This is a genomic window from Streptomyces sp. SP17BM10 (genome assembly GCF_036322405.1).
Taxonomy (GTDB): domain Bacteria; phylum Actinomycetota; class Actinomycetes; order Streptomycetales; family Streptomycetaceae; genus Kitasatospora.
Map to the genome: position 1 here is coordinate 1 of NZ_JAQYXB010000451.1, position 24,391 is coordinate 24,391.

General features: G+C 69.6%; 23 protein-coding genes and 6 pseudogenes. 14 read left to right on the forward strand and 15 right to left on the reverse strand.

The genetic code is table 11. The features are described from left to right. Positions 1 to 137: 137 nt before the first annotated feature. Positions 138 to 1,343 carry a cytochrome P450 family protein gene (locus PUR71_RS05515; RefSeq protein WP_329925189.1) on the reverse strand — a complete coding sequence of 402 codons (1,206 nt, stop codon included), beginning with the start codon at positions 1,341 to 1,343 and terminating at the stop codon, positions 138 to 140. Between the two features lie 661 nt (positions 1,344 to 2,004). On the opposite strand from PUR71_RS05515, the gene PUR71_RS05520 reads away from it, so the two are divergent. Further along, positions 2,005 to 2,790: a hypothetical protein gene (locus PUR71_RS05520; RefSeq protein ID WP_329925190.1), complete on the forward strand. Its 786-nt coding sequence runs from the start codon at positions 2,005 to 2,007 to the stop codon at positions 2,788 to 2,790. Positions 2,791 to 3,021: 231 nt separating this feature from the next. After that, positions 3,022 to 3,717: a hypothetical protein gene (locus PUR71_RS05525; protein ID WP_329925191.1), complete on the forward strand. Its 696-nt coding sequence runs from the start codon at positions 3,022 to 3,024 to the stop codon at positions 3,715 to 3,717. Between the two features lie 60 nt (positions 3,718 to 3,777). Here the strand turns inward: PUR71_RS05525 and PUR71_RS05530 are convergent, their stop codons facing one another. The 3 genes and pseudogenes from PUR71_RS05530 to PUR71_RS05540 all read right to left on the reverse strand — a co-directional run bounded on the left by PUR71_RS05530 (position 3,778) and on the right by PUR71_RS05540 (position 6,487). Next, positions 3,778 to 5,394: an ISL3 family transposase gene (locus PUR71_RS05530; protein WP_329925192.1), complete on the reverse strand. Its 1,617-nt coding sequence runs from the start codon at positions 5,392 to 5,394 to the stop codon at positions 3,778 to 3,780. A gap of 343 nt (positions 5,395 to 5,737) precedes the next feature. Then, a pseudogene (locus tag PUR71_RS05535) lies at positions 5,738 to 6,085 on the reverse strand (IS5 family transposase); the annotation flags it as partial. A 54-nt stretch (positions 6,086 to 6,139) separates the two neighbouring features. Continuing rightward, entirely contained in the window at positions 6,140 to 6,487 is a 348-nt protein-coding gene (locus tag PUR71_RS05540; RefSeq protein WP_329925193.1) for a hypothetical protein, read from the reverse strand. A gap of 537 nt (positions 6,488 to 7,024) precedes the next feature. Here PUR71_RS05540 and PUR71_RS05545 point away from each other — a divergent pair. The 3 genes and pseudogenes from PUR71_RS05545 to PUR71_RS05555 all read left to right on the forward strand — a co-directional run. Beyond that, complete coding sequence (locus tag PUR71_RS05545; protein ID WP_329925194.1) at positions 7,025 to 7,444, forward strand: hypothetical protein; 420 nt, start codon at positions 7,025 to 7,027, stop codon at positions 7,442 to 7,444. A 134-nt stretch (positions 7,445 to 7,578) separates the two neighbouring features. After that, on the forward strand, positions 7,579 to 8,181 hold the full coding sequence (locus PUR71_RS05550; protein WP_329925195.1) for a hypothetical protein: 603 nt from the start codon (positions 7,579 to 7,581) through the stop codon (positions 8,179 to 8,181). A gap of 90 nt (positions 8,182 to 8,271) precedes the next feature. Then, positions 8,272 to 8,592: pseudogene (locus PUR71_RS05555) on the forward strand (transposase); the annotation flags it as partial. Positions 8,593 to 8,598: 6 nt separating this feature from the next. Here PUR71_RS05555 and PUR71_RS05560 read toward each other — a convergent pair. Continuing rightward, positions 8,599 to 9,029 (reverse strand): annotated as a pseudogene (locus PUR71_RS05560) (helix-turn-helix transcriptional regulator); the annotation flags it as partial. A 76-nt stretch (positions 9,030 to 9,105) separates the two neighbouring features. Between PUR71_RS05560 and PUR71_RS05565 the strand changes: the two are divergent. From PUR71_RS05565 to PUR71_RS05570, 3 genes and pseudogenes are all read left to right on the forward strand, one after another. Continuing rightward, the gene (locus tag PUR71_RS05565) at positions 9,106 to 9,405 is read left to right on the forward strand and encodes a transposase (RefSeq protein WP_443077371.1); all 300 of its coding nucleotides are present in this window, start codon (positions 9,106 to 9,108) and stop codon (positions 9,403 to 9,405) included. Between the two features lie 125 nt (positions 9,406 to 9,530). Next, positions 9,531 to 9,644, forward strand: a pseudogene (locus PUR71_RS41095) (transposase); the annotation flags it as partial. Next, on the forward strand, positions 9,638 to 10,267 hold the full coding sequence (locus PUR71_RS05570; protein ID WP_329925196.1) for an IS3 family transposase: 630 nt from the start codon (positions 9,638 to 9,640) through the stop codon (positions 10,265 to 10,267). The pseudogene PUR71_RS41095 and the gene PUR71_RS05570, both read left to right, overlap by 7 nt. Before the next feature lie 51 nt (positions 10,268 to 10,318). Here PUR71_RS05570 and PUR71_RS41100 read toward each other — a convergent pair whose 3' ends face one another. The 4 genes and pseudogenes from PUR71_RS41100 to PUR71_RS05590 form a co-directional block, all read right to left on the reverse strand. Next, positions 10,319 to 10,711, reverse strand: coding sequence for a hypothetical protein (locus tag PUR71_RS41100; RefSeq protein WP_443077372.1), 393 nt, complete (start codon positions 10,709 to 10,711; stop codon positions 10,319 to 10,321). Positions 10,712 to 11,232: 521 nt separating this feature from the next. Then, a complete protein-coding gene (locus PUR71_RS05580) occupies positions 11,233 to 12,723 on the reverse strand; it encodes a protein kinase domain-containing protein (RefSeq protein WP_329925197.1) in 1,491 nt (496 codons plus the stop codon). A 152-nt stretch (positions 12,724 to 12,875) separates the two neighbouring features. Further along, positions 12,876 to 13,112, reverse strand: a complete 237-nt coding sequence (locus PUR71_RS05585) for a recombinase (protein ID WP_329925198.1) — start codon at positions 13,110 to 13,112, stop codon at positions 12,876 to 12,878. Positions 13,113 to 13,156: 44 nt separating this feature from the next. Beyond that, positions 13,157 to 13,447, reverse strand: a pseudogene (locus PUR71_RS05590) (transposase); the annotation flags it as partial. A 13-nt stretch (positions 13,448 to 13,460) separates the two neighbouring features. Between PUR71_RS05590 and PUR71_RS05595 the strand changes: the two are divergent. The 4 genes from PUR71_RS05595 to PUR71_RS05610 all read left to right on the forward strand — a co-directional run bounded on the left by PUR71_RS05595 (position 13,461) and on the right by PUR71_RS05610 (position 17,668). Beyond that, on the forward strand, positions 13,461 to 14,324 hold the full coding sequence (locus PUR71_RS05595; protein WP_329925199.1) for a NucA/NucB deoxyribonuclease domain-containing protein: 864 nt from the start codon (positions 13,461 to 13,463) through the stop codon (positions 14,322 to 14,324). A gap of 33 nt (positions 14,325 to 14,357) precedes the next feature. Next, positions 14,358 to 14,894: a hypothetical protein gene (locus PUR71_RS05600; protein ID WP_329925200.1), complete on the forward strand. Its 537-nt coding sequence runs from the start codon at positions 14,358 to 14,360 to the stop codon at positions 14,892 to 14,894. Between the two features lie 421 nt (positions 14,895 to 15,315). Continuing rightward, complete coding sequence (locus PUR71_RS05605; RefSeq protein ID WP_329925201.1) at positions 15,316 to 16,893, forward strand: hypothetical protein; 1,578 nt, start codon at positions 15,316 to 15,318, stop codon at positions 16,891 to 16,893. 37 nt (positions 16,894 to 16,930) lie between these two features. Beyond that, entirely contained in the window at positions 16,931 to 17,668 is a 738-nt protein-coding gene (locus PUR71_RS05610) for a hypothetical protein (RefSeq protein WP_329925202.1), read from the forward strand. A 94-nt stretch (positions 17,669 to 17,762) separates the two neighbouring features. On the opposite strand, the gene PUR71_RS05615 is transcribed toward PUR71_RS05610, so the two are convergent. Beyond that, positions 17,763 to 18,152: a hypothetical protein gene (locus tag PUR71_RS05615; RefSeq protein WP_329925203.1), complete on the reverse strand. Its 390-nt coding sequence runs from the start codon at positions 18,150 to 18,152 to the stop codon at positions 17,763 to 17,765. Positions 18,153 to 18,356: 204 nt separating this feature from the next. Between PUR71_RS05615 and PUR71_RS05620 the strand changes: the two genes are divergently transcribed. Beyond that, a complete protein-coding gene (locus PUR71_RS05620) occupies positions 18,357 to 18,719 on the forward strand; it encodes a hypothetical protein (protein ID WP_329925204.1) in 363 nt (120 codons plus the stop codon). A 50-nt stretch (positions 18,720 to 18,769) separates the two neighbouring features. Here PUR71_RS05620 and PUR71_RS41105 read toward each other — a convergent pair. Beyond that, a pseudogene (locus tag PUR71_RS41105) lies at positions 18,770 to 18,957 on the reverse strand (NADP-dependent oxidoreductase); the annotation flags it as partial. 62 nt (positions 18,958 to 19,019) lie between these two features. Next, on the reverse strand, positions 19,020 to 20,075 hold the full coding sequence (locus PUR71_RS05625) for an Lrp/AsnC family transcriptional regulator (protein ID WP_329925205.1): 1,056 nt from the start codon (positions 20,073 to 20,075) through the stop codon (positions 19,020 to 19,022). 113 nt (positions 20,076 to 20,188) lie between these two features. Between PUR71_RS05625 and PUR71_RS05630 the strand changes: the two genes are divergently transcribed. Further along, a complete protein-coding gene (locus tag PUR71_RS05630; protein ID WP_329925206.1) occupies positions 20,189 to 20,905 on the forward strand; it encodes an SDR family NAD(P)-dependent oxidoreductase in 717 nt (238 codons plus the stop codon). Positions 20,906 to 20,920: 15 nt separating this feature from the next. Here PUR71_RS05630 and PUR71_RS05635 read toward each other — a convergent pair whose 3' ends face one another. The 3 genes from PUR71_RS05635 to PUR71_RS05645 form a co-directional block, all read right to left on the reverse strand. Further along, entirely contained in the window at positions 20,921 to 21,589 is a 669-nt protein-coding gene (locus PUR71_RS05635) for a calcium-binding protein (protein ID WP_329925207.1), read from the reverse strand. Next, entirely contained in the window at positions 21,586 to 22,782 is a 1,197-nt protein-coding gene (gene wecB, locus PUR71_RS05640; protein ID WP_329925208.1) for a non-hydrolyzing UDP-N-acetylglucosamine 2-epimerase, read from the reverse strand. Before wecB ends, PUR71_RS05635 begins: the two co-directional genes overlap by 4 nt. 128 nt (positions 22,783 to 22,910) lie before the next feature. Then, positions 22,911 to 24,164: a glycosyltransferase gene (locus PUR71_RS05645; RefSeq protein WP_329925209.1), complete on the reverse strand. Its 1,254-nt coding sequence runs from the start codon at positions 24,162 to 24,164 to the stop codon at positions 22,911 to 22,913. Between the last annotated feature and the right edge of the window lie 227 nt (positions 24,165 to 24,391).

Consider the following 24,391-nt stretch of genomic DNA (forward strand, 5'->3'; position numbering starts at 1 on the left):
GAACGCTTCGAACAACCCCGCCGTGAACGCCTCCAGGTCCTCCCGGACCTCGGCCATCTCCCCAGGTGTCACACACCAACAACGCGCCACCTACTCCCCAGGACACGCCACCACGGCACCGACCTGACCAAGCCCTACTAGAGCACGACGGGCAGCGCCTCCAGCCCGTGGACGAGCCGCGAGTGTCGCCACCGCAGGTGATCGGCCGGCTCGGCGAGGCGCAGGCCGGGGAAGCGGGCCAACAGCACGCGCAGCGCGGTCGCCACCTCGGCCTGCGCGAGGGGCGCGCCGAGGCAGCGGTGGATGCCGTGGCCGAAGGCCAGGTGCGCGCGGGCGTCCGGCCGGTCCAGGTCGAGCCGGTCCGCGTCCGCGAAGCGGGCCGGGTCGCGGTTGGCGGCGCCCGGACTGACGAACACCGGGCTGCCCGCCGGGACTTCGGTGCCCCCGATCCGGACCGGCTCGGGGGCCCAGCGCCAGGTGGCGACGGTGACCGCCGAGTCGTAGCGCAGGAGTTCGTCGACGGCGCCCTCGATCCGGCCCGGGTCCGCGCGCAGCAGCTCCAGCTGGTCGGGGTGCCTGAGCAGGGCCAGGACGGCGTTGCCGATCGCGGCGGTGGTCGTCTCGTGCCCGGCGACCAGGAGCAGCACCGCCAGCGAGACCAACTCCTGTTCGGTCAGCCGGTCGCCGTCACCATCGCCGTCCTCGCCACGGTCGCCGTCACGGGCGGCGACCAGCGCGGAGAGCAGGGCGTCGTCCGGGGAGCGGCGCTTGGCCGCGACGAGCCCGGTCATGTAGTCGGCGAGCGCGTGGGACGCGGCGTCGGTGCGCTCGTGGTCGCCGGCGGCGAACAGGTCCGTCGACCACGCGTGGACGGCGTCCCGGTCGTCGGCCGGGACACCGAGGAGCTGGCAGATCACCGTGACGGGCAACGGGATCGCGAGGCCCGCGACGAGGTCCACCGTCTCCCCGGGCCGCCACGGGTCGAGCAGGGCGTCGGCGACGCCGCGGACGTACGGGCGCAGCCGGGCGACGGCGCCGGGGGTGAACGCCTTCGTGACCAGCCGCCGCAAGCGGGTGTGGTCCGGTGGGTCCGTGGCCAGCATGTTCCGCGAGACGGCGGGGTGGACGTCGCGCCCGGTCGCCTTGCCGGCGAAGAAGCGCGCGGTGTCCTTCGACAGCCCGGGATCGGCCAGTGCCTGCCGCGCCTCGGCGTACCCCGTCACCACGTAACCGCCTCTGGGCCCGGCGCCCGGGAGCTTCTGTACGGCCGCTCCGCCGCGCAGCGCCGCGTACGTCGCGTACGGGTCCCGGAAGAACGAGGGGTCCTGGAGGGGTGTGCTCATGGTCGTCCGTTCGCGGTCTCGGGAACCAAGGGACGCTGTCGGGCCGGGTCGGGACGTCGCAGCGTGGGACCGAGCGTAGCCACCCGGGCCTCCGGTCGCTCACCGCGCCCGCGGGCCACGGCGCTTGACCCCGTGTGGACGCCGGGCGGGCGGACACCCCCCCCAGGCGGCGCCGGCGCGCGGACCGGCAGCGGACGGGGTTGTCGCAGCACTGCCGCATCATGTGGACGCGCTGCCCCGGGCCGGGCCGGCGGGACAGCCCTCCGGCCGCCGAACCCGCCGTCGGGACGGCGGCGATGAAGACGATCACCCCGGCGAGCAGCCCGATCAGCGCCGAATCGCGGACGGAGGCCGGGATGATCCGGGGGTGTCCTTGCCCGTGCGCCGGTACGTCGTCGTTCCGGGGCCGGTTTGCGGCGCGTGCGGACGCTCCTTCCGTTGCATCTCCCGACCGGGTCATGCCGAGCGTATCGACCGGCACGCGGAGGGACCGCGGGGAGGGCCCGAGCGTTCGCCTCGGTGCGGTCGGCGTCGCCAGGACCTTCAGGGGGAACTCACCGGGGGGAGCCGACAGCCGTACCGGCGACGAACCGGACGATGCCGCATCCTGACCGAACCCGGCCACGCCCGGCCGCACCACCGAGTCGAGAGGGAGACGCCGTTGCGCATCACCGATGCCCGCACGGGCCGCCACAGCGAGATCCGCCCCCGCCGGACCGGACTCCTGCGCGTGACCGTCGACGTGGGGGAGCCGGGCCGGCCGTTCCGCCTCGGCGACCTCCGCGCCCTGTTGGCCGGTGACGTCCTGGCGCGCACCTGCGAGACGCACGGCCTCCAGGTGCTCACCGAACTGGCCGTCCCGGACGCTCCCGATGCCCCCGACGGCCCGGACGAGCAACTGCGGGCGCTCCGCACCGCGGCCGACCGACTCGGCATCCACCCGCCCGCGCACCTGCACACGCACGCGGACACGCAGGACCGCCCGGTGGCCGACCTGACCGTCACCAGCCGCCCCGACGCCCACCCCGAACCGTCGGCCCCCGTGCTCCTGCGCACCGGCCCGGTGGCCGACGACCTTCCCGCCCCGGCCCTCGCCCCCGAGGACGACCCCCTCGCGCTGCGCCTCGCCCTCCTCGAACACGCCGTCACCGCCCCGGTCCGACTCACCACCGGCACCCTCGCGGACGCCGCCGAGAAGCTGACCCGCTGGCGCGCGCTCGTCGCCGACCTCGCCTCCATGCCGTCCGGCGCGCCGGAGGCCGACCTGGTCCAGGCGAGCTTCGACGGCCTCGACGAGGACCTCGACGCCCGGGTCGCGCTGCGCGCGCTCGACGCCCTGGAGGCCCGCACCGACCTGTCGCCCGGCACGCGCTTCGAGACGTTCGTGCGCCTGGACCAGATCCTCGCCCTCGAACTCGGCCGCGACATCGGCCGGGGGCCGCGCTGAGTCGGCCGTCCGGACTGAGTTTGTCGGGTCATAGGAGGGTCTGGCTCAACTTCTGTGGAGCCGTCACCGAGTGTTGCAAACCGGTGGGGTGAACGCCGTGTGGCTCAGGCCGGCTGGGGGAAGCCCGTGCCCGCCGTCCGGTGCTGATCGTCAGCTCTGCAGAAGGCTCGCGGCTGGGCGAGATCAGCGCCGAGGATTGGGGCACGGGCCCGTGTTGGGAGGATGGGGGCCATGGACGTGTTCGATGACCTGGACGACGCTGCACTCGCTGACCAGTGCGCTGCCATGACGCCTGTCCAACGCCGCCACGCCGCCACGCTGGCGCTCTGGCGGCTTCATGCTCCGCTGCTGATGCTCGCGATCGACCCCGATTGGGGGCTTCACCGCACGGTACTGGAGCGGGTGTTCCGCGCGATGGTCCCTGCCCCGGGTGAAGAGGAGCCCTACCACGCATACCCGGAAGCCGTTGCCGAGATGCTCAGCGCCCCGTTCTTCGCCGATCCGCAGGAAGGGGAGCCGGACGGCGGCGTCGCCACGGTCCAGGTTCACCTCCTGGTGGAGCTGATGGAGTGGAAGCCTTGGGAGGAGTTGGACGCGGAAAAGACGGAACGAATCATCCACCTCCCCCGCGAGGTATCCAGTTGGCTGGACAGCGGCACACAGTCAATGCTGTGGGACCATCCGGCTCGCCGCGCCCACGAGGCGTTCCTGGCGGCGTGGCCTGATCAGGGGCGTGGACCCGAACTCGGTTACCACAGCGTCCGCAACCTCACCGTCGAGGGAGCCTGCCACGAGATCGTGCTGGCACTGCCCCCGTCGGCGGACCTCTGGGACACTGCGGCTGGCCGCGAGGCGCTCGCGCTGTGCGAGGCCTTCAGCGTCGAGCTGGTCTCGACCCTTGCCTGGCAGCACAACTTGGGCCATTAGCTGGGTGATTTTGTCGGGTCATATGAGGGTCTGGCCCCGATTACGGGGATTCACGGAGCGTCAGGCCAAAAGAACTCGCTTGCGTAGGAGCGGGAAGCTGGCGCGTCCGAACATTTGTCGTTTCAGCATCTTGATCCTGTTCACGGCGCCCTCGACGTGGCCGGAGTTCCAGTGCGTGGTCAGTCCGGCGTGGACGGCGGCGTAGTCGCTGTTCAGGCCGTTCGCGAAGGTGCTGATCCCGGGCAGGCCCGCTGCTTTGGCTTCGGTGATCCACTCGGGCAGGCGGTCCCCGTCGAGGAGGGTGAGCATCTCGGCGAACGTGGTGACCAGGTGGGCGGTGGTGTCCAGTTCGGGGCAGTGGGCCAGGAGGGCCTTGCGCCGGAGGGCATCGTCGGCGGTGAGGCCGTCGGGATGGCGGGTGAGCCAGTCGGTGGCCTCGCGGACCGTGGGCGGGCGCGGTGGCGGCGGGCCGTCCGGGAGCAATTCGCGCTGCTTCCACTCGGCGAGCTGGGTGTATCCGCCGCGGTAACCCCGGGCGGTGATCTCGCCGAGCAGCGCCATGCCGCTGATTCTGCCGCTGGTTTCCTCCCAGCGCCGCAGCATGTAGGGCTTGTAGGGGTCGAGCTTGACGGTGCGCGGGGCCTGCGGGCCCTTCATCATGTCCTGCCACCGCACGGCCTGCGCGTAGCGGCGCACGGTGTTGCGGCTCCAGCCCAGGTGCTTCGCGACGGCGCGTTGACTCATGCCGCCCGCCAGGAGCCCATGGGCGAGGGCGTAGTTGGCACGCCGACGTTCGGCGACGCGTCCGGCCGGGTCCGCTGCACCCGCGTCGGCGCTCCCGGCCTCCGCCGGCAGCGGGGTCTCCCACTGGGGTTCGGGCTCCGGTTCGGACTCGGGAACGCGCAGGCAGGCGCGGTGATCGGTGACGACGCGCTCCACGGCACGGACCAGATTCGCCCACAGGTGATAGCGGTCTGCCACTTGCCGGGCCTGCGGCGCCGCACGGTCGGCCGCCTCCGCGTAGGCGCTGGCGCGGTCCCGGGCGATCACCTCGATCTGCGGGTGCCCGGCGAGCCACGGGGCGAGCGTGGCCGCGTCCCGCTCTGGTAGCAGGTCCAGAACCTCGTGGGTGACCGCATTCGTAATCACCGTCCCGTACGTGTGGCCCTTGCGCAGGGCGAAGTCGTCGACCCCGACCGCCACCGGGGCCCCGACGGCCGGATCGGGCAGCTCCATCACCCGCCGCAGCAGCGTGCTCCGGCTGGCCCGGATACCCAGCAGAGCAGCCATCCGCGCACCGGCCCGCCCGGCCAGCGCCAGACCCAGCCCGGCGACCGACGAACGCTGCCGCTCGGTGACCTGCCCGTGGCGACGCGTCAGCCCGTCGACCTGTTCGACGAACGTTCGCCGCCGGCACACCGGGTCCGGGCAGGCGAAGCGGCGTACACGCAGGGCAACGGTCACGGGCTGCCCGCAGCTGGGCAGATCCGACGGATAGCGCAGGTAGGAGCCGTGGGCCCGCTCCGACCACGCCCCGCAGTCGGGGCAGGACGCCCCCGGAGCAGCCACGCGGGCGGCGATCCGCACCACCGCACCGGACGCTTCGACACCGGCGACCTCCACCTGGGGCAGCGACGGGAACAGCAACTCACCGAACCACGACCACGATTGCGACACAGCCGCCGACTGTCAGCCGCCAGGGTGACCAGACCGGCCAGTTCCGGACGATCTCCAGACCCCACCAACACCCAGGATCCGTCACCCAGCGTCACCAGTCACAGAACCTGAGCCAGACCCGTTGATGAGAGCCACTGTTCCGGGGTGAACCGGAGCCACGTCTAGGCCGTTCGTGGTGGCGACGTACTCGACCGGGGTGGGTGTTCGTCGGCGAGTTCGGGAGCCACTGATCATGTGAGCCGGTGAGCGTGGGTGGAGTGTCCGTAGGGGTCGGGGGCGGGGCGTCGGTAGCTTGTGATCGCGGGCCCGGGTCGCCTCCCTGACAAGCCGCGGCAAGAGCTGGTGGCGGATCGGTACGGGCGCCGGCCGCGTGCTGGTGGGCCCGGACGATGGTGGAGTCGACGGAGACGTCCCAGTCGATGTCCCCGGCCGCGTCCGCCTCCGCCTGGACCCGCTGGAGCAGACGCTCCCAGGTCCCGTCGGCCGACCACAGCCGATGGCGCTCATAGACCGTCTTCCATGGGCCGAACCGCTCGGGCAGGTCACGCCAGTGAACACCGGTCCGCACTCGGTGCAGAATCCCGTCGACCACCTGCCGGTGGTGCCGCCATCGGCCACAACGCCTGTTGCTGACCGGCAGGAACGGCCTCAGCCGTTCCCACTCGGCATACGTGAGATCACCCCGCCCCATGCCCGAAACAACGACCCGGCAGCCCGATAGTCACATGATCGGGCGGGCGGGTCCTTAAGAACTCGCCTCAGCTGGTGGGGTGTTGTGAGCCATGATGAGCTGAGCCATCAGGTGCAACCGATGCCACACATGCGGGCTGTCATCCTCAGTGAGCTCGGGAAGGATCGTCTCAAGCTGGCCGAGGATGAGTCCCACGGTCGCCATTCCCCGCTCGTGGAGGGAACCGCCGTTGGCGACCCACGTGTAGGTACAGCCGCCCAACCTGGTGTCGAGCGACACCAGATCGACGCCCGCCACCTCAAGGTCGTTCCACCCGCGGTCCCACGGCTCGTTCTGATGCTCCTCCCACAGGCGCGCCACCACGGCTACAGGGCCTTCAACACCATCCATGTCCTGCATCATCGCGGGGCCGCCTCGGATGCGAAAGACTGAGGCCGCCGCCCGAATCCGCACCCGCGGCAGAATCCCGCTGATCACCTGCCGAGGCGCTCACGTGATCGGCCGGACCTCCTCGGCGTGATCGCGATGCATGCCCTGAGTCACAGGAGACGGTCCGACAGGCCCAGCGCGGGTCGGTTGCGACTGAAGCTCAATGGCCTCTCTGTAACCACCGAAGGGAAATTTCTCCGATCTGAGTACTCTCCGTCAACTATCCTGGAATACTTGAGAGTTCAAGTATTAGACTAGCTTGCGAACCCTACCCAGATGACGGAGGGTGGAAAGAGAAAGACATCTCGAGGTTGCCCTGGCCGAGGTTGCCCTGGCCAAGGGTCAGGCCGGTATGCGCCAGATGGTTGCATGCATTGTGACGGACCAAGGCCTCGACCTCTCGCCGTCGCCCAGCTTGCCAGGCTTCAGATGCCCCTTGGTGGGTGAGTGTGAATGATTATCGATTTAACATACGATTGGCATGGAGCTCGGCTGCGTTCCATTGGTGGCGTGGGGATCACGTATGGTCGTCTGAGCAGTCGGCCGCGCACATTGGGGCGATGGAACCTCGGTTATGACCGGTTCGGCAACAATCTGACAGACATCGGCGGCTTGGGAATTACCTACTACCGGCTGGGGAACCGGCCACGCACGTTTGGACAGTGGACCCTCGAATACGATCATCTGGGCAGCCGACTCCGCCGAATCGGCCCCTATGAACTGGGCTCCGACTGGCATGGCAACCGCCTGCGCACGCTCGGGCCATTGATTCTCCATTACGGCCGGTTCGGCAACCGCCCCAGCCAAGTGGAAATATCCGACGAGTATGGATCGCTGCCGGATGATCTCCTGCTCGCGTTGTTCCTTGTACTGCACATGGAGGCTGTGGAGAAGGAAAGGGCTGGGCGAAGATCGATCGCAGGTGCTTGACGTTGATCGGCATGCGGCGGTTCAAGGCCGTTCGCCCGCCCGCTGAGTGCAGGCTGCTGCAAGGCCGGAGCGCTGCAGCCGACGGTATGTGCAACAGACAGGGGCCGGGGAGGTCTGCGAAGGAGGCGGCAGCGATGGTTTGTGATCAGGTGCAGCTCAGCGAACAACTTGCAGATCTGGAAAAAGCCTTAGCGCAAGCCAAAGCGGAATATCAGGCTTGCCGTGACGAGGAAAGGCCCGCCGACTGCTACAAGAGTCAGTCAGGGAAAATCGTTCGCCTTCAGGGGAGCATCGCTGAGATCGAGACGCGACTCCGCACATGCTCACAGTTTGATGGGGTGTGGTTGATGTCGGTGACTGACATGAGTAGCGGGATGAGGCTGCCAGCGTACTCGGGGTGGCTTATTTTCTCCTCCTGGGATGGCTACGGTCTTGAGGGGGAGCTGGAGCTCGGCGGGCGAGCGGCGCGTTTGTTTCCGAGAGGTACCTTCAATTCCGGCTCTTCGGCGATAGTGTTGGACACTTCTTTCTGGATCGACCCGGACCCCAATAATGACAAAGTTGACCTGGAGTACCGCGGCTCCGCCAATTTGGCAGCTGGCAAAATTAAGGGCGTTGTCTCGGGTGACCCTCGCGGCCTTCCGTCGATTGGTCCGGAGCAATGGGCGGCTGAAAGGATCGACGCTCTGCCGCCGAGGCCGCCTAATCCCACACGAGAAGACCGTTCGGCTAGTTGAGTCTCTACATGCTGGACGACCGCACTGCTAGCCAAGAGTACGGCGCAAATAAGAAGTCATCTCATTTGGGCGACTGGGTAGGCTTTGCGGATGACAATCGTGGAGCGCCTGGTCCCGGATGAGCTGTGGGAGCTGTTCCAGTTGGTGGTGCCGGCCGCGCCGACACGTCCACAGGGCGGCGGTCGACGACGGCACGGGGATCGTGAGGTGTTGGTGGCGATCGTGTTCGTCGCGACCTCGGGCTGGACGTGGGCCCAGTTGCCACCGTGCTTCGGGCCGTCCGGACCGACGGCTCACCGGCGCTTCACCAAGTGGAGCAAGGCGCGGGTGTGGGCCAAGCTCCACCGGGTCCTCCTGGACGAACTCGGCAGCCGCGGTGAGCTGGACTTGTCCCGCTGTGCGGTCGACGCGACCGATTCAGCTCATCCGTCGGTATGCGCCGGGGGCCAGCCCGTGCGTGCGCTTGAACGCGTTGGCGAAGGCGAACTCGGAGGTGTAACCCACCTGGGCAGCGATGGATCTCAAGGGAGCTTCCGTCGCCTTCAGTAGGCGGGCTGCCGTGGTCATCCGCCACCAGGTCAGGTAGCCGAGGGGCGGTTGACCGATCATCGAGGTGAAGCGCCTCGCGAACGTTGCCCTGGAGAGGCCGCTTCTGCGGCGAGCTTCGCCACGGTCCACGGGGCTGCCGGGTCTCGGTGGACGGCGTGGAGGGCTGGGGTGACCGCCGGGTCGTTGAGTGCTGCGGCCCAGCCGGTGGTGCTGCCGTGGGTGGGCTGTTCGGCAAGCCAGATGCGCAGGATGTACATCAGGAGTGTGTCCAGGAGTGCGGGGACGGTCGCGGTGGTGCCTGGGCTTGATCTGCTTTGACGGACACCTGAGATCAGGGGCTTTGGCCCCGGAAGGATGATGTCCATCATGGAGAGCATGGGGAAGAAGAAGCCACGCCCTCGCCGCTCGTTTACGCCGGAGTTCAAGGCCGAGATCGTCGAGCTGTGCCGGCGCGGGGATCGCTCGGTCGGTCAGGTGGCCAAGGACTTCGACCTGACCGAGACCGCGGTGCGCGACTGGATCAAGCAGGCTGAGGTTGACGCCGGGGAGCGGGACGGCCTGACCAGCGGCGAGCGCGAGGAGCTGGCCCGGCTGCGGCGGGAGAACCGCCGCCTGCGGGAGGACGTAGACATCCTCAAGCGTGCTACGGCTTTCTTCGCGACGGAGACCCGGTGACGGTGCATCCGTTCATCGAGGCGGAGAAGCAGGGCGGCCACAACGTCAAACGGGCGTGTGAGCTGCTGAAGGTCTCCCGTGCCGCCTTCTACGCCCGCCGCACCGCCACTCCCGGTCCCCGCGCGGTGCGCGACGCGGAGCTGACCGAGAAGATCACCGAGGTCCACGAGTCCTCGCGCGGCAGCTACGGATCCCCGCGCGTCCATGCCGTGATCCAGCGCGACGGCGAGCGGTGCGGGCGCCGCCGCATCGCGCGGCTGATGCGCCGATCCGGCCTGCAGGGCCGCCATCGCAGACGAGGCCAGCGCACCCCGATCCGCAGGCCGGCACCCGGCCGGACCTGGTCCTGCGGGACTTCCAGCCCGACCAGGCGGCCGTCGACACGCGCTGGTGCGGCGACATCACCTACATACCTACGGACCAGGGCTGGCTCTACCTGGCCACCGTCATCGACATCGCCTCCCGCCGCGTGGTCGGCTGGGCCACCGCCGACCACCTGCGGACCGAACTGGTCGCCGACGCCCTGCGGGCGGCCTGCCACACCCGCCGCCCATCCGGCCCGGTGGTGTTCCACTCGGATCGCGGCTGCCAGTACACGAGTCGCGAATTCGCTCTCCTGGCAAGGGAGTTCGATGTCCGACTGTCGGTCGGCCGCACCGGTCAGTGCTGGGACAACGCGCTCGCTGAGTCGTTCTTCGCCACGCTGAAGCGGGAGTTGCTCGGCAGCAGCCCATGGCCGAGCCGGGCTGCGGCCCGCACCGCGATCTTCGAGTGGATCGAAGCCTGGTACAACATACGAAGGCTGCACAGCAGCCTCGGCTACCGCAGTCCCGCCGAGTACGAGACCGTCCTCGCGGCCTGACCACCACACCGATGGTGTCCGTCAAAGCGGAGCAAGCTCAAAGAAGTCATCTCATTTGGAGAGTCGGCGGTAGCAGATGACGGCTGCGGCGATGCTCGCGAATGCCGCGAAGTGGTCGGCTTTTGGCTCGTAGCGGCGGTGGAGTCGGCGGAAGCCGTTCAGCCACGCGACGGTCCTCTCGATGGCGACGGGAGCGCCGGAGCGGCAGACCCAGGGCGAGCAGCCGTCCGGTTCGCCCGACTCCAGTTCGGCGTCGGCGATGGCGTCGAAGATGTCGACCTGGCGTCCGGACCACTCGTGGGCGGTGACTCGGTCGATGGGTGCCTCGTCGAGCGGGCGGCGGCTGCGGTGCAGTACGCCTGACCGAGCAGCGGCGTGCCCTCGGCTGTCGCTCGGGCGTTGCCCCTGCGGATGGCACGGGCGAAGGCGACGACGTCGTCCCACTCCTCGGGCGAGTTGTCGCGCAGGGCCCGCCACTGGGCGTTGCCGTGGTACGGGCACCCCAGGCAGCTCGACTTCGGGGTGGACCCCAAGCCGCGCGAGCGCAGCAGCCGCAGACAGTCCGAGCGGGAGAACCCCTCCTCGATCAAGGGGAAACGATCATTCATGTAGGCGACGTCGGCGTCTTTCGCCCGGTGGAACTCGTCGGTGCTGATGCCGATCCACTGCTCGACGACCACCCCGGTCGGCACACGCTGCGGGTGGGGGTGGCCGAGCAGTTCGCCGACCTTCTCCTTGATGGGCCGGATCTTGTACTGACCCGTGCTTCTCTGCACTTCACTCGATGGGGCTATGCGGCGGGCCGGTCCTGCGACGGAGGTTGGCTCAACGGTGATCACCTGGGCTCCGACGCAACTCCGTGTCCGTCAGGTGCACCCGTGATACGCAGGACGGTCTACCGGATCAGAGTCCGTTGCAGGCGGATTCGCAGAGCTGACCACAATCGAACGTGCCGCGCCAAGGGGTCAAGGTGCTGAGATGGCAGGAGGGTTGTACAGGTCGACCATCGTGCGCACGGGGAGCGGCAACCAATCGCCTGTCGACGGGTCGTTTCGGGAAAGCAGTTCGAGTACTTCGGTGGCAGTCGGACGATGACTGGGATCGTGGTCGAGGCAGCGGGTGATGACGCCGGCAAACCGAGAGGGCAACAAGCTGAGGGCGGATTCCAGGGATTCGCCGACCGGGAGCGGCGCGGCTCCGGCGGCATGGCACAGCACCATGCCGAAGGCGTAGAGATCCGCGGCATGTGTGATCGACGCGCCGGTGAGCTGTTCCGGAGCGAGGAACCCCTGTGTGCCGATGACATAGTTGGTACTGGTGAGTCCGGTGCTGTCGAGGGCGCGAGCGATGCCGAAGTCGATGATGCGGGGTCCTGCGCTGGAGATGATCACGTTGCTTGGCTTGAGGTCGCGGTGGACGATGCCGCGGGCGTGGATGCGTTCGAGTGCTTCGGCGACGCCGACGGCGAGGGTGTGCAGAGTCCTCGGCGGCAGGGCGCCCTGCTGGCTGAGGACCTCGTGCAGTGATGGGCCGGGAATGTACTCGGTGGCCAGCCAGGGCGGGTCACCGAGGGGATCGGCGTCGACCACTGACGCGGTGTGGAACCCACCGACGAGGCTTGCGGCTTCGATCTCGCGGGCGAAACGCTTCCGGAAGGTCGAGTCCTCGGCGAGCTCCGACCGGATGACCTTGAGCGCGACCATGCGCTGCCCAGGCGACTGGCCGAGGTAGACCGTGCCCATCCCGCCCTGCCCCAGCACCGCCGTCAGGCGGTAGCGGCCGATACGGCGAGGATCGTCCTGCCGCAGCGGACGGTGCCCGGGGACCATTCCTGACCGCACGAGCGGTTGCGGTGAACCAGTCGCTGCTCCGTTCCCATGTGCCGGGGCGACGGGAACCCTGAAGTGGTCGGCGCGAACCTGCTTCGGCGTCGAATCCTGGATGTAGGTAGGCAACGCGTCTACCTTGCACTCGACTCGGTGGACCCGGATACCCCAGCGGGCGGTGTCCCGATCAAGCGCAGCGCGCAGGTCTGCGGTGATCTGCTCTCGGGAGGTCAGGGCCCGTTCGATGTCCATGCCGTCGATGGTGCGACGCATCGTCGCGATGGTGAGCTGCTCGATTGCCTGGACGTAGCTGGTCACGCCATAGGTGGCGGCCCTTGCATCCGACACCTGGTAGAAGACAGCGATGTCGATGTCGATATGTCGGTTGTCCTGCGTGACCACCTGCTGCTGCGGAACGGCCATGACCTGTTCACGCAGGTCGACCCGGAAGCGAAGGCGGTCGATCAATGGGATGACGAAGTTCAGACCGGGGTTGAGCGTGCGGGTGTAGCGCCCAAAGCGCTCCACGATGGCGGCGTTAGCCTCCCGAATGATGTAAACCGTTTTGAACAACGTCGTCATGACGAGTGGCAGCACCACCACGATCAGAACGATGAGGACCGGCTCCACAGCGGCTCTCCCCCTCCTCCGGCTTCCCTGCCCTGACGCAAGTTCGCGCCGGGCAGCAGTCTTCCAGATCCACCCCGCGATGGGACTGGCTTCACGAAGCTGAACTGGCTAGTGAGTACTGGAGTTTGCGGAAGACTTGGCTATGTCGATGCTCAACCTGTCTTCGGTGTGGACTGGGTGGTTCGTGGTGTGGGAATGCCCAGGTCGATGACGGGTCTGCGGGTGATTCGCTCTGTTTCGTCTCTCTTCGAGCACAGGAGCGCGAGGGTGAGGTCGAGACCTTCGATCTCCCCGAACCAGCCTTCGGCCTCGGCGCGTTCGCGGCGGGCGAGGAGGTCGGTTTCGAGTTCGTTGAGCCTGCTGAGCATCTTGGGGTTGACCTTGAGCATGGGGCAGCGGATGCGGGCTTCTCTGAACTACCGACTTCGGCTCGTCAGGGTGACGTCGGGGTGTCGAGGGTCAGGCCGGTGCCGGCTATGAAGCCGTCGAGGGTTTCGGGACGGTACTGCAGACGCTTGAGCCGGTTGCGGACCAGGGATTCGAGCCGGTCGAGAGCGACCACCGCGAGGTTGGCCAGGCTGCGCTTGACATGTGCCCACACCCATTCGACCGAGTTGAGGTCGGGCGAGTAGGCGGGAAGCAGGAAGACCGTCAGCCAGGTGCGCTGGGCGCTCAACTCGCGCATGGCGTGGGAGACGTGCGTGTTCAGCCGGTCCCAGAGCAGCGCGCGCACAGCCTTGTACGCGACGATCGCGGGTGCCGGCGAACGCGCAGCCCGTGGAGCTGGCCCGGCTCGCGCCTATCCCGTTTCCTCCAAGGTTGTTGCCGTCTCCGGCGAAGAGCCGAAGACGTGGTCGATCAACCAGGAGTTCAGCCACCTCGGTGGTCCCGTGACCGTCCCCAGCACGCAGCGACGCAACGATCTCCTCGGCTCGTGGAACGCGAACCCGTTCTGGTCGCTCACCTACACCTCGCCCGACAACGGCCCGTTGTACGACCAGGGAAACAATCAGATCGTCGGAACGACCGTGACCATGTCGATGAACGTCACGTCGCCCAGCGCACCCGCGAGGGCGTGGCAGGACGCGGACGCCGCGAACTCCGACGTCCGCTTCGACTACGCCGGCCCTGTCGCAGGCAAGTACAAGGGCACCGTCTTCACCGGCGCCAGGGTCGAGCTCGTCATGAAGCTCTCCGACCCTGCAGTCCGGGAGAGCGCGCAACATATATCGGACGCGCAGAACAACCCCGAACGCACCTTCCCCTCCTTCAACGCCAAGAGCATCCCAGGGGCGACGCAGCCCCTGCACCGCCTCATCGACCGAGAAGAACAGAAGAAGAACCGTGCCGTCGCCATCAAGACCTGCGAGGACGTGTGGGGCGACTACACCAAGTCCGGTCTGGAGTGCGACGAATACCCCTTCGCTTCCACCTACGAAGGCGCGAACAGGAAAGACAGCACAGGAAAGGCCGTGAACCGATACTCCGCACGCCTCATCGACGGAACCGACAACGGCAAGGGCGGCAACATGCTCGGGGAGGTCTACTCCGTCAACCGGCTCTTGGACAACGACCCCTTCTACGTAAAGATCATCCCGTAGTCGAACACTGGTCAGAGCAGCAAGGAGAAAATGGTGCCCGTCCTCTTCGAGTTCCGCACCGAAACCTGGCCGGACAACGGCAAGATCGTGGTGTACGACTCCGATGCCACCGTCCCGAACGACGAAGCCCTCGTCGAGAGCCTACGAGACGTGGTCGCCGGGACAGGCACCCAGATCTACATCCACAGTCTCCAGGGCACTGCCCCCGCCGAGATCCTGGTTCGCGTCTGGGACGGCCCGGTACCCGCCGATAACGACTGGGGAGCCGAGGGTGAACGCGAGGTGGAACTCGACACGCCGACGGGATTCGTCGTCATCCGCGCGTTCTCGCCCGAGATCGCGGGTGACTTCCAGCTGCCGCGCCCGGGAGTCTACGAAGGACGCGTTTCTTGGAAGGGACGCCAGGCGGCTGAGGATCAGCAGAGCAACCTGCGCGCCCAACTGGCCACGCCGGAAGGTCAACTCGACTCGGACGCCGTCTTCGCGGCCCACGGCGAGACTCTGGAAACCTATCGGATCGACCTGTGGTGGACCGCCGAGTCCGAGGACGATGAGGACGACGACCAGTGACCTGAGCCGGAAGTTCGCTTCAGAGGTCGGCTGAAGATCTTGCGCGGTTGGGGCTGTCCCGGTCAGGGACAGCCCCAACCGCGTTACGGCGCTCGCGATTGCTCCCATCGCTGCCAGATCGGTGGCCTTGGGGTTCACCTGCTGGCGGCAGTCCGCCCTCGTGCGGGCACCGTTTCCACCCCGAGTACTCGCCCCTGGGCGTCGTCTGGAGCACGATTACCGCCTTCGTGGTGATCGTCCTGGTTGCAGAACCAAGGTTCGCACCGGTGCCGCGTTGGTGGTGGAGTGGCGAATCAGCGGTGGCGCGGGCCGGGGACGGCCGGCGGTGTGGCCGGGGCGGGGTGGCGCTTGTACTCGGCGCGCAGCTGGGCGAGCCGCTCCTCGGCGCCGGGGAACAACGTAGGCCCGCGGGCGCTCGCGGGTGTCGGTGCCCCGGGCGCGGACGGCGGCGGCCGAGCGCGGGCTGGACGGCGACGGTGTACCGGCCGCGCTGGAGACGGGCGGTGGTGTGGGCGACGGCGTCGAGGCCGTTGTCGGGCGCGCGGTAGATGCCGAGGTCCGGCAGGTACTGCCAGCCGGCCTGGGAGAGGAACCCGGACGGGTGGACGGGCAGGTGGTCGGTGACGGCGGCGACGATGCCCAGCTCCGGGTGCTCGCCCACCGCGACGTCCGGCTCGCCGTCGGCGCGCCGAGCCTTGCCCGGTGTGTCGAACTCGCGATCGGTGTCGATCCGGTGGCCCATCGTGCGAAGAGCGAGAACGGCGGCGGTCGTACGGTCGCGGCCGTCGTGCTGGGGGTCGGTGACGCGGAACAAGCCGGGCATGTCCGGGTCGGGCTCGAAGCCGAGCGCCGGCATGACCGCTTGAGCGACCGAGGCGCGCATGCGGCCGGGCGAGGCGTAGACGTCTGGCGCTGGTGGTGGCGGAAGATCGTCACGTCGATGGCGTGGTCGTCGGGCGTGGTGGGAACGGACACGGGGCTTCTCCTAATTGTGGATGGGTGGGGTGGTCAGCGGGCGCGGGCGAAGGCGATGCGAGGGTCGACACCGGTCGGCGCCGGGCTGGTGGGCACGACGGGCGCATGGGCAGCGGTGGGCCAGGGCGCCCTCCTCGACGCGGAACTTGTGCGTGGTGAATGCCCGGCGTACCGGCGCGCGACGGGCGGCGACGTTCTCGTCGAGCTGGGGCCGGACGGCCACGCGCAGGTCGCCCGCCCGGTGCATCGCTGTCGTCGCGGCGGCCAGGCGCTCCGGCGACTCGCCGCGGTCGACGGCGGCGGGAAGGGTGTAGACGTCGAGGACGTGGTTGAACTGCCAGCCGTGGGCTTCGAGGATCTCCCCGCCCCACTCGACCGCGTTGACCGCGTCAGCGGTGGCGGCGACGATGCCGAGCCGGGGATGCTCGGCGAAGGCGACTTCAGTGCGGCCTTGACCGGCTGCTCGAGGTCGGGGACGGGAGAGCCGATCCTCGGTGTGACATGCGCGGCCAGCGCGGGCAGCGGCCTCCTGCGGCCCATACGACGACGTGCCACGCCCCCTGGTTGCGACACCGTGGGCCGCCATGTTGTGCCCGACCGCGAGCACTGCTCAGGTCGAGCCGAACGTCGTCAGCGCGGTCAGCTCCTCAACGCTGGTCACCATGCCGACCACGGGCACGAGGCTGCGGTGTCCGATCCGGTGCATAGGCTGTCGCGACGGGACGGAGATCTTGGAGCTGGAGGCGACATGTCCTTGACACGGCTGGAGGCGGAGGTCGGCCCGTTCATCGTGGTTCCACGCGACGCTGTCTCGCACTGGTCGGGAACGGAGGGCGAGGAAGCTGTCGCTGACATCGTCCTGACCGGGCTTCCATCGCCGACTGGGAGCGCCGTTCTCGATCTCGGCGCTCCTGGCCCGCTTCCGGCGGGCGATGGCAGGGCGTCGTCCCACACCAGCATCCGCCGTGCAGATGTGAAGCCGTCATTCTCGTCCAAGAGACGAGAAGTGTTATCGTCTATCTGACGCTAACGCACGCGGCTGCTTGCCCGAGGAGGATGCCGTGGACGAACAACGGCTCTGCAACACCGTTTTCACGCCGGGCTGCGAGCGGATGCTCCAGGGCCCCGGGTGGTACCACCCGGACGAGTGGATCGAGGACTACGGTCGGCGGACCGGGCCGCACCTGCGGGAGGACCTGCCGGAGGCCCTCCTGCGTACGCTCGCCGACAGCCCGGCCTCCGACGTTCGCGTCGCGGTGCTCGGCCACCCCGACGTGCCGTCCGACCTGGTGGACCGGATGGTCGGCGATCCGCACTGGGACGTGCGGCGCAGCGCCGTCGCCCGGACCGGGGACGAGGCGGCGCTCCGGGCGGCGGCCCGCGACGAGTGGACCGTCCGCGTCGCCGTGGCCTCCAACCCCCGGACCCCCGCCGATCTCCTGGAGGGGCTCGCCCGGGACCGGGACCAGCAGGTGCGCGTCTCCGTCGTCTGCAACCCGTCGGCGCCCCCCGAGCTGGTCACTGCCGCTGCGCGCAGGGGGTTCGACCACGTCGTCCGCCGCTGGGCCCTGTGGGCGACGACCGGTCAGCGGCTGATGCGGGCCGCGGCGACGTCCGCCGACGCGGAGAACCGTCGTTGGCTGGCCGGCAACCGGAACCTCCCGGCCGACGTGCTCGCACTCCTCGCCGAGGACCCGTCACGCGACGTCCGCTACGCGGTGGCCACCAACCCGGCCTGCCCGCCGGACCTCCGGCAGCGGCTCGAGGCCACGCTCGGCACCTGGGCGGGCGGCCACTGAGCCGTCAGCGGGTCGTACCGGCGTTCAGGGAACACAAAGCAGCGTGGGAAGTCGGCCACGCCGACTTCCCACGCTCACTCGAGGCTCCCCGGCCTCAGCCCGTGATCGGCTTCAGGGCGTTGGTCATCGTCGCCGCCATCCCCGAGCCGCCGTTGTAGGAGCCGACGGTGGCGTCGTCCAGGGCGTTGACGATGTCGTCCCCGGCGACCTGGTTGCCGTTGCCGACGATCACGGTGTCCCAGTTGCCGCCCGCGGCCTGGGCGGCGTCCATGGCGCCGCCGCCGACGCCGGAGCCGTTGTGGGAGCCGACGGTGGCGTCGTGGCCGGCGTTGATGATGTCGTAGCCGGCGACCTGGTTGCCGTTGCCGACCACCACCGTTCCGTGGTTGCCGCCGGAGACGACCTCCGCGTCCGCGGCGGTCGGCACGGCGGCGACGCCGGCGGCGGCGAGGAGGGACATGGCCCAGGTGGTGCGACGCTGCATGACGATTCTCCTATCTGTCCGTAAATATCCCTTTTGGGGGTGAGGGTGACAGTAGGCGCAGGCCCTGCCGTGGTGGGCGATGGTCCGCCGGTCGTGGTGTGTCGGATCGGCCGGTCGGGGACGGTCGGTCGATCGCGCGGTGGGCGCCCCCGCGCGAGGGGGCTACGATCGGGCTCCCTTCGACCGGCGATCAGGAGCTCACCGATGCGCGTGGACCGACTTCGCGAGCCGGCCCGGCTGTCCCGGGCATCCGTGGCCGCCGCATCGGTCGTGGCCCTGGCCGTCACCGCGGCCGCCTGCGGGCCGAACGACGACGCCTACGTGGCTCTGCAGAACGTGATGAAGTCCCACATCACCACCCAGGACCACCGGCCGGTCGGCTCGGTCGCCTGCACGCCGCACGTCCACGGCACCATGCGCGGGGAGACGGTTCACCTGCGCTGCGCGGTCGACTTCACCGACGGGACGTCGTACACCGCCGACGCGGCCATTCACGACCAGAACTCCGGCGGCACCCACAACCGGCCCGACACCTACTCCTGGGACAGTCCGCCGCCACCGAAGTGATCCCGGCCGCCGCTCCCGGTCACGCGCGCGCCGCGCGCCACGGCGAGCTACATCGCGGCGCTGGCGATCGTCCCCGAGGCGCCGTGCGCCAGTTGGACGTGCCGTCCGTGACGCCGAGCTGGTCGAGCACGCGCGTGGCGGTTTCGACCGCGGCGGGGAGCGCCGCGGCGGCCGCGAAGCCGAGCGGGCGCGGGACCGGTGCGTAGCAGGAGAGCACCGCGAGCTCGGCCTGGGCCGCAGGACGGGCAGGGCGTTCGCATTGCTCACGCCGGGCAGTCCGGCAGGGCGGCCACCTCCTGATCACGTGAGTTTCCGCCGCGCCGCCGCGGGCTCGACCAGGCGGCCGTCGGTGAGGAGGGTGCCGGCCTGCTTGACGTGCCTCAGGACGGGGGAGACCTCCATGCTCTCCAGGCCGGCGAGGGAGCCGATGCGGTCGGAGGTGAACTCGAACAGCTCGTCCAGGTCGCGGCAGTGGGCGACGGCGTGGAGGTTCCAGGGGCCGGAGACGGCCGCGGCGAAGGCGATCTCGGGCTCCGCGGCGAGTGCGCGGCCCACCGCTTTCACGGCGGACGGGTGGACGCGGATCCAGAGGTTCGCGCGGGCGTGGTAGCCGAGGGCAGGGGCGGCGATCTCGACGTCGACGTGGACGGCGCGGTGCCGGAGGAGGGTGTCGAGGCGGCGCGAGACGCGGCCGGGGGTGAGGCCGGCGGCGGTGGCGAGGTCGACGAGGCCGGCGCGGCCGTCGGCGGCCAGGGCGGCGAGGAGCTTCTCGTCCTCGGGGGTGAGCCGCAGCGGCTCGCGGGCGACGACCGGGGCCTCGGTGAACGGGGACCCCCCGCTCCCGAGAGCGGCTTCCTCGGCGGAGGTCAGCGTGCCCTGGAGGGCGGTCCAGTAGTGGCCGCGGCCCCCGAGGAACTGGCGGAGCATGGCGGAGGCGTTGATGTCGAGCACCGCCGCCGTCCGGGGGAGCCGTCGGCCCAGGAGGTCCTCGTGCTGTTCCCGCGTCCGGGACTGCGTCGCACACGTGACCTCGCAGCCGGCCGCGCCGAGGGCCACCCAGTTGACGTCGTCGCGCCGGGCGAGCGCGTCCGCGATCGCCGGCCCGCTGCCGGGGCGGCAGCGCAGCCGCACCAGCCACCTGCTCTGGCCCAGGGCGCCCGGGTTGACCACGCCGGCCACGCGGATGACGCCCTCGGCGCGCAGGCGGCGGTAGCGGCGGTTGACGGTGGCCTCGGTCAGTCCGAGGGCGGCGGCGATCGAGGCGAAGGAGGCGCGCGGGGCGATCTGCAGGGCGCGGATGATTCGCACGTCTTCGGGGTCCGGATTCGAGGATTCGGACGTGAGGGCGCTGGCCATGATGGCGATCCTACAAAAACGGGCCTGTGGCTCGCGTCCGCCACGGTGCGGGCGGGAGGCTTGCAGCGGACCCCCTGACGACGCTCGAAGTAGAAACGGGGATGACGCCGCACATGTCATCGACTGGCACCGAAGAACGACCCCCCACCGCGCTCCTGATCGGCGCCTCACGAGGACTCGGCCTCGCGATGGCGACGGAGCTCGTGGACCGTGGCTGGCACGTCGTCGGCACCGTCCGCGACACCACCGCCCGGACGCCGCTGCACGAGCTCGCCGACCGCGCCGCCGGGCGGGTGACCGTCGAGCACCTCGACATCAACGAACCCGCCCACCTGCCACCGCTGCGCGAACGGCTCGCCCGCTACCGGTTCGACGTGCTCTTCGTCAACGCCGGTACGACCAACGACGCGCGGACACCGGCCGGTTCGGTGTCGACGGCCGACTTCGTCGACGTCATGGTGACCAACGCGCTGAGTCCCGTGCGCGTCATCGAAGCCCTGGAGGACCTGGTGTCCCCGGAGGGGCTGATCGGCGCGATGTCCTCCGGGCAGGGCAGCATCACGAACAACACGACCGGGGGACGGGAGGTCTACCGGGCGAGCAAGGCGGCGCTGAACATGTTCCTGCGGAGCTTCGCGGCCCGGCAGGGCGGGACGCGGCGCGCCGTCGTGCTCATGGCGCCCGGCTGGATCCGCACCGCCCTGGGCGGCCCGGACGCGCCGTTCACGATCGAGGAGACCGTCCCGCTGGTCGTCGACGTCCTGCTCTCCCGGCTGGGCACGCCCGGCCTGGCGTACCTGGACCGCTTCGGCCGGACCGTCCCCTGGTAGAGGCGCAACGGTGCCCTACTGCGTCGGCTCCACCGCCATGTCGCTGAACACCACCTGGGCGTCCTCCGTATAGGCGCCGACGCTGCCGCTCAGGTACGGGCGTTCCTCGTCCTCGAAGGAGACCAGGGCCTTGCCGCCGACGCTCACCTCCACACGGGCGCCGCGCTGGACCACTTTGACGCCGGACCAGCCGCCGACGGGGAACCCCTCGGCGGCCGTCGCCAGGAAGCGCTGGCCGCCGGGGTAGGCGGGGTCGCGCTTGCCGAGCTCCCAGCCGTTGGGCTTGAGGATGAGGTAGTAGAAGTGGTCCGGGTCGGTGTACCCCCACACCAGCCACGGCACCTCCCAGGGGTTGGGGGTGGGCGTGCGCAGCTGGGCGACGGTGCGCATGCGGGCCCGGAAGGTCATGTCCCGGTACTGCCGGGTGGAGACGATCAGTCCGGCGTGGGTCTCGTCCGGCTGCCGCGCCGGCTTGGGGGAGAGGGCCAGGCCGTCGCTGAAGCCCGTGTTCTCCCCGTGGCCGTCGAAGACCGACCGCCAGGGGCCGTGGACCGAGCCGTCGGTCCACGGCCGCACCGGCTCCCCGTACTCGTCCCCCCAGATGGTGCTCACCGCGAGGGAAAGCCCCGCCACCGCGGCGGCGGAGAGGAGGACGACGGTGAGGAGCCGGTGAACTCGCGTCATGCCGTCGAGTATGACTCCGGGCCCTCGGGTTGGGGGACGGCGAGGGGGGTCGCCGCGGGCACCGGGTCGGCGTCGACGCCGAAGTCCTCGGCGAGTTGGGCCAGGATCCGCGCGGTGGCGTGCCCGTCGCCGAAGGGGTTGCCGGCCTTCGCCATGCGCCGGTAGGCGTCGTCGTCGTCCAGGAGACGCATGGCGGCGTCCAGGATGACGTGCGGTTCCGTGCCCACGAGCCGGGCCGCGCCGGCCTCCACGGCCTCGGGCCGCTCGGTGGTGGTGCGCAGCACGAGGGTGGGCTTGCCGAGGGTGGGGGCCTCCTCCTGGATGCCGCCGGAGTCGGTCAGGACGAGGTCGCAGCCGGCCAGGGTGGCGGAGAAGTCGACGTAGTCGAGCGGTTCGACGATGCGGACGGCGCAGTGGCCGGACAGTTCGGGCAGGAGGGCCTCGCGGACGGCGGGGCTCTTGTGGAGCGGCAGCACGAGCTCGACGTCGCCGCGGTCGGCGAGCCGGCGCAGGGCCTTGCCCATGGCGCGCATCTTGTCGCCCTGGTTCTCGCGGCGGTGCAGGGTGACGAGGACGCGGCGCCGGCCCGTGCTCTCGAAGTGGTCGTGGCCGGCGCCTTGTTCGAGCACCCACAGCAGGTTGTCGATGACGGTGTTGCCGGTGACGAACACCTCCGCGTCCGGGACGCCCTCGGCGGTGAGGTGTCCGGCGGCGCGGGGGGTGGGCGCGAAGTGCCAGCGGGCGACGCGGCCGATGAGGCGGCGGTTGAGCTCCTCGGGGAACGGGTTGTCCAGCACCCCGGTGCGCAGTCCGGCCTCGACGTGGGCGACGGGGACGTGCTCGTAGAAGGCGGCGAGGGCGCCGGTGAGTGCGGAGGTGGTGTCGCCCTGGACGACGACGAGGTCCGGGCGTTCGGCGTGGACGACCTCGCCCAGCCCCTCGACCAGACGGGCCGTCAGCTTGGACAGCTCCTGCCGCTCTCTCATCACGTCGAGCTCGAACTTGGCCTCGACCTGTAGGAGTTCGAGCATCTGCCGGAGCATCTCGCGGTGCTGGCCGGTGGAGACGACCATGGGCTCGAAGTGCGGGGAGGCGGCCATGGCGCGCACGACCGGCGCGAGTTTGATCGCCTCCGGACGGGTGCCGAGGACGAGCATGGCGCGGACGGGTGTGGTGTTCGCGTTCGGGGACATGAGTCTCCAAAGAGGGTGCCTGCCGAGCGGCAGGGAGGGTTTTCCGCACAGGTTCGTTCCGCACGTGCGTGGAGGGTCGTGCGTGCGCACGTGCGTGGACGGTGCCGAAGGGGACGAGCGGGTGCGCGTCAGGTGCGCGCGGTCTTGAGCCAGGTCCGCTTGCCGGTGAGCATGCGCCACAGGCCCCACCATCCGGCGGCGAACCAGATGTAGCCGTAGATGACGAACACGTGGGAGAGCAGGACCGCCCGGACGAGCCCGAGCCCGCGCTCGCGCCGGAAGTAGACCCAGCCGTAGGCGTACGCCGCCGTGAACGACAGGACGTACGGGCCGATGATCCACATCGGCGACACCAGCGGGTGCCCGGCCTCGACGGAACCGAGGAGGACACCGCCGGTGGCGATGACGAAGGAGAGCGGGAGCAGGGAGGTGAGCAGGATCAGCACGGGGCTGGAGAGGTGGTACAGCAGGTCGATCGCGGGCTTCGTGGGCACCTCGCGCAGGATCAGCGGCACCAGCCGGGCCGACTGCAGGTGGCCCTGGAACCAGCGGGAGCGTTGCCGCACCAGCCGCCGCACGTCGAGCACGGCCTGCTGGGAGACGGCGGCGGTGGTGCAGTGGTGGTTGGTCCAGCCGCCCGCGATGAGGCGCACCCCGAGGTCGAGGTCCTCGGTCAGGGAGTCGCTCCAGGGCCCCGAGCCGTCCGCGCCGCAGAGGGTGTCGAGCGCGGAGAGCCGCATGAACTGCCCGTTGCCGCCCATGCCGACGCTGCCGAAGTAGCGGCGGGCGGACTGGAAGATGTCGCCGTAGATGACGAACTCCATGTCCTGGAGGCGGGCGAGCAGGCCCTGCTGACGGTTGTACATGCGCACGCCGATCTGGGTGGCACCGGTGCGCGGGTCGTCGAAGTAGGGATCGACGGCCTGGACGACGTGCGGGTCGAGGCGGCCGTCGGCGTCGACGACGCAGACGATCACCTCGCCCGGGTCGCGGCCGTCCAGGATGCCGGACTCCCGCAGGTGGCGGATGCCGGCGTTGAGGGCGGCGCCCTTGCCCTTGCGGGCGTTCGGCAGGTGCCGCCGCAGCAGCTTGACCCGGTCGGGGTCGGCGGCGCGGGCGATCTCCGCGGTGCGGTCGTCGGACGCGTCGTCGATGACCAGCGCGATGAAGTCGGCCGCCGGCAGCGAGGTGATCCGGGCCAGGCTCTCGGCGAGGACCTTCTCCTCGTTCAGGCAGGCGAGGAGGAAGACGTAGAGACGCTCGGCCCGCGGACCGTGGTCGTCGCGGACCCGGCGCCTGGACAGGACGAAGAGGGTGGCGTTGTAGCAGCCCGCCATGGCGATGATGGCGACGCTCGACCAGAGAAGGACCTCCGTGATCACGGGCGATCACCGGAGTTTCGGAGCGCGAACCAGAATTTGGCGAGAAGGAGAATGGTGGCAATCGAACAGTAGAGCAGGAACCCGGCACCGGCCGCTTCCTGTAGTCCCCTGGCGAAGGGTATGCCCGGCAGAACTTCTGGGGCCGCCATCAGGCCTGCCAAGGGCAGGACTATCCCCAGAACGGGTTTTCCGTACATGAGATCCCCCCGGATTTCAGCCCGCCGGTC

Bases quoted from the DNA above. Each gene is read 5' to 3' on its own strand.
- PUR71_RS05515 (WP_329925189.1), bottom strand. From the start codon at position 1,343: ATGAGCACACCCCTCCAGGACCCCTCGTTCTTCCGGGACCCGTACGCG.
- PUR71_RS05525 (WP_329925191.1), top strand. From the start codon at position 3,022: ATGGACGTGTTCGATGACCTGGACGACGCTGCACTCGCTGACCAGTGC.
- PUR71_RS05540 (WP_329925193.1), bottom strand. From the start codon at position 6,487: ATGATGCAGGACATGGATGGTGTTGAAGGCCCTGTAGCCGTGGTGGCG.
- PUR71_RS05550 (WP_329925195.1), top strand. From the start codon at position 7,579: ATGGTTTGTGATCAGGTGCAGCTCAGCGAACAACTTGCAGATCTGGAA.
- PUR71_RS05565 (WP_443077371.1), top strand. From the start codon at position 9,106: ATGGGGAAGAAGAAGCCACGCCCTCGCCGCTCGTTTACGCCGGAGTTC.
- PUR71_RS05585 (WP_329925198.1), bottom strand. From the start codon at position 13,112: ATGCTCAAGGTCAACCCCAAGATGCTCAGCAGGCTCAACGAACTCGAA.
- PUR71_RS05615 (WP_329925203.1), bottom strand. From the start codon at position 18,152: ATGCAGCGTCGCACCACCTGGGCCATGTCCCTCCTCGCCGCCGCCGGC.
- PUR71_RS05620 (WP_329925204.1), top strand. From the start codon at position 18,357: ATGCGCGTGGACCGACTTCGCGAGCCGGCCCGGCTGTCCCGGGCATCC.
- PUR71_RS05625 (WP_329925205.1), bottom strand. From the start codon at position 20,075: ATGGCCAGCGCCCTCACGTCCGAATCCTCGAATCCGGACCCCGAAGAC.
- PUR71_RS05630 (WP_329925206.1), top strand. From the start codon at position 20,189: ATGTCATCGACTGGCACCGAAGAACGACCCCCCACCGCGCTCCTGATC.
- PUR71_RS05635 (WP_329925207.1), bottom strand. From the start codon at position 21,589: ATGACGCGAGTTCACCGGCTCCTCACCGTCGTCCTCCTCTCCGCCGCC.
- wecB (WP_329925208.1), bottom strand. From the start codon at position 22,782: ATGTCCCCGAACGCGAACACCACACCCGTCCGCGCCATGCTCGTCCTC.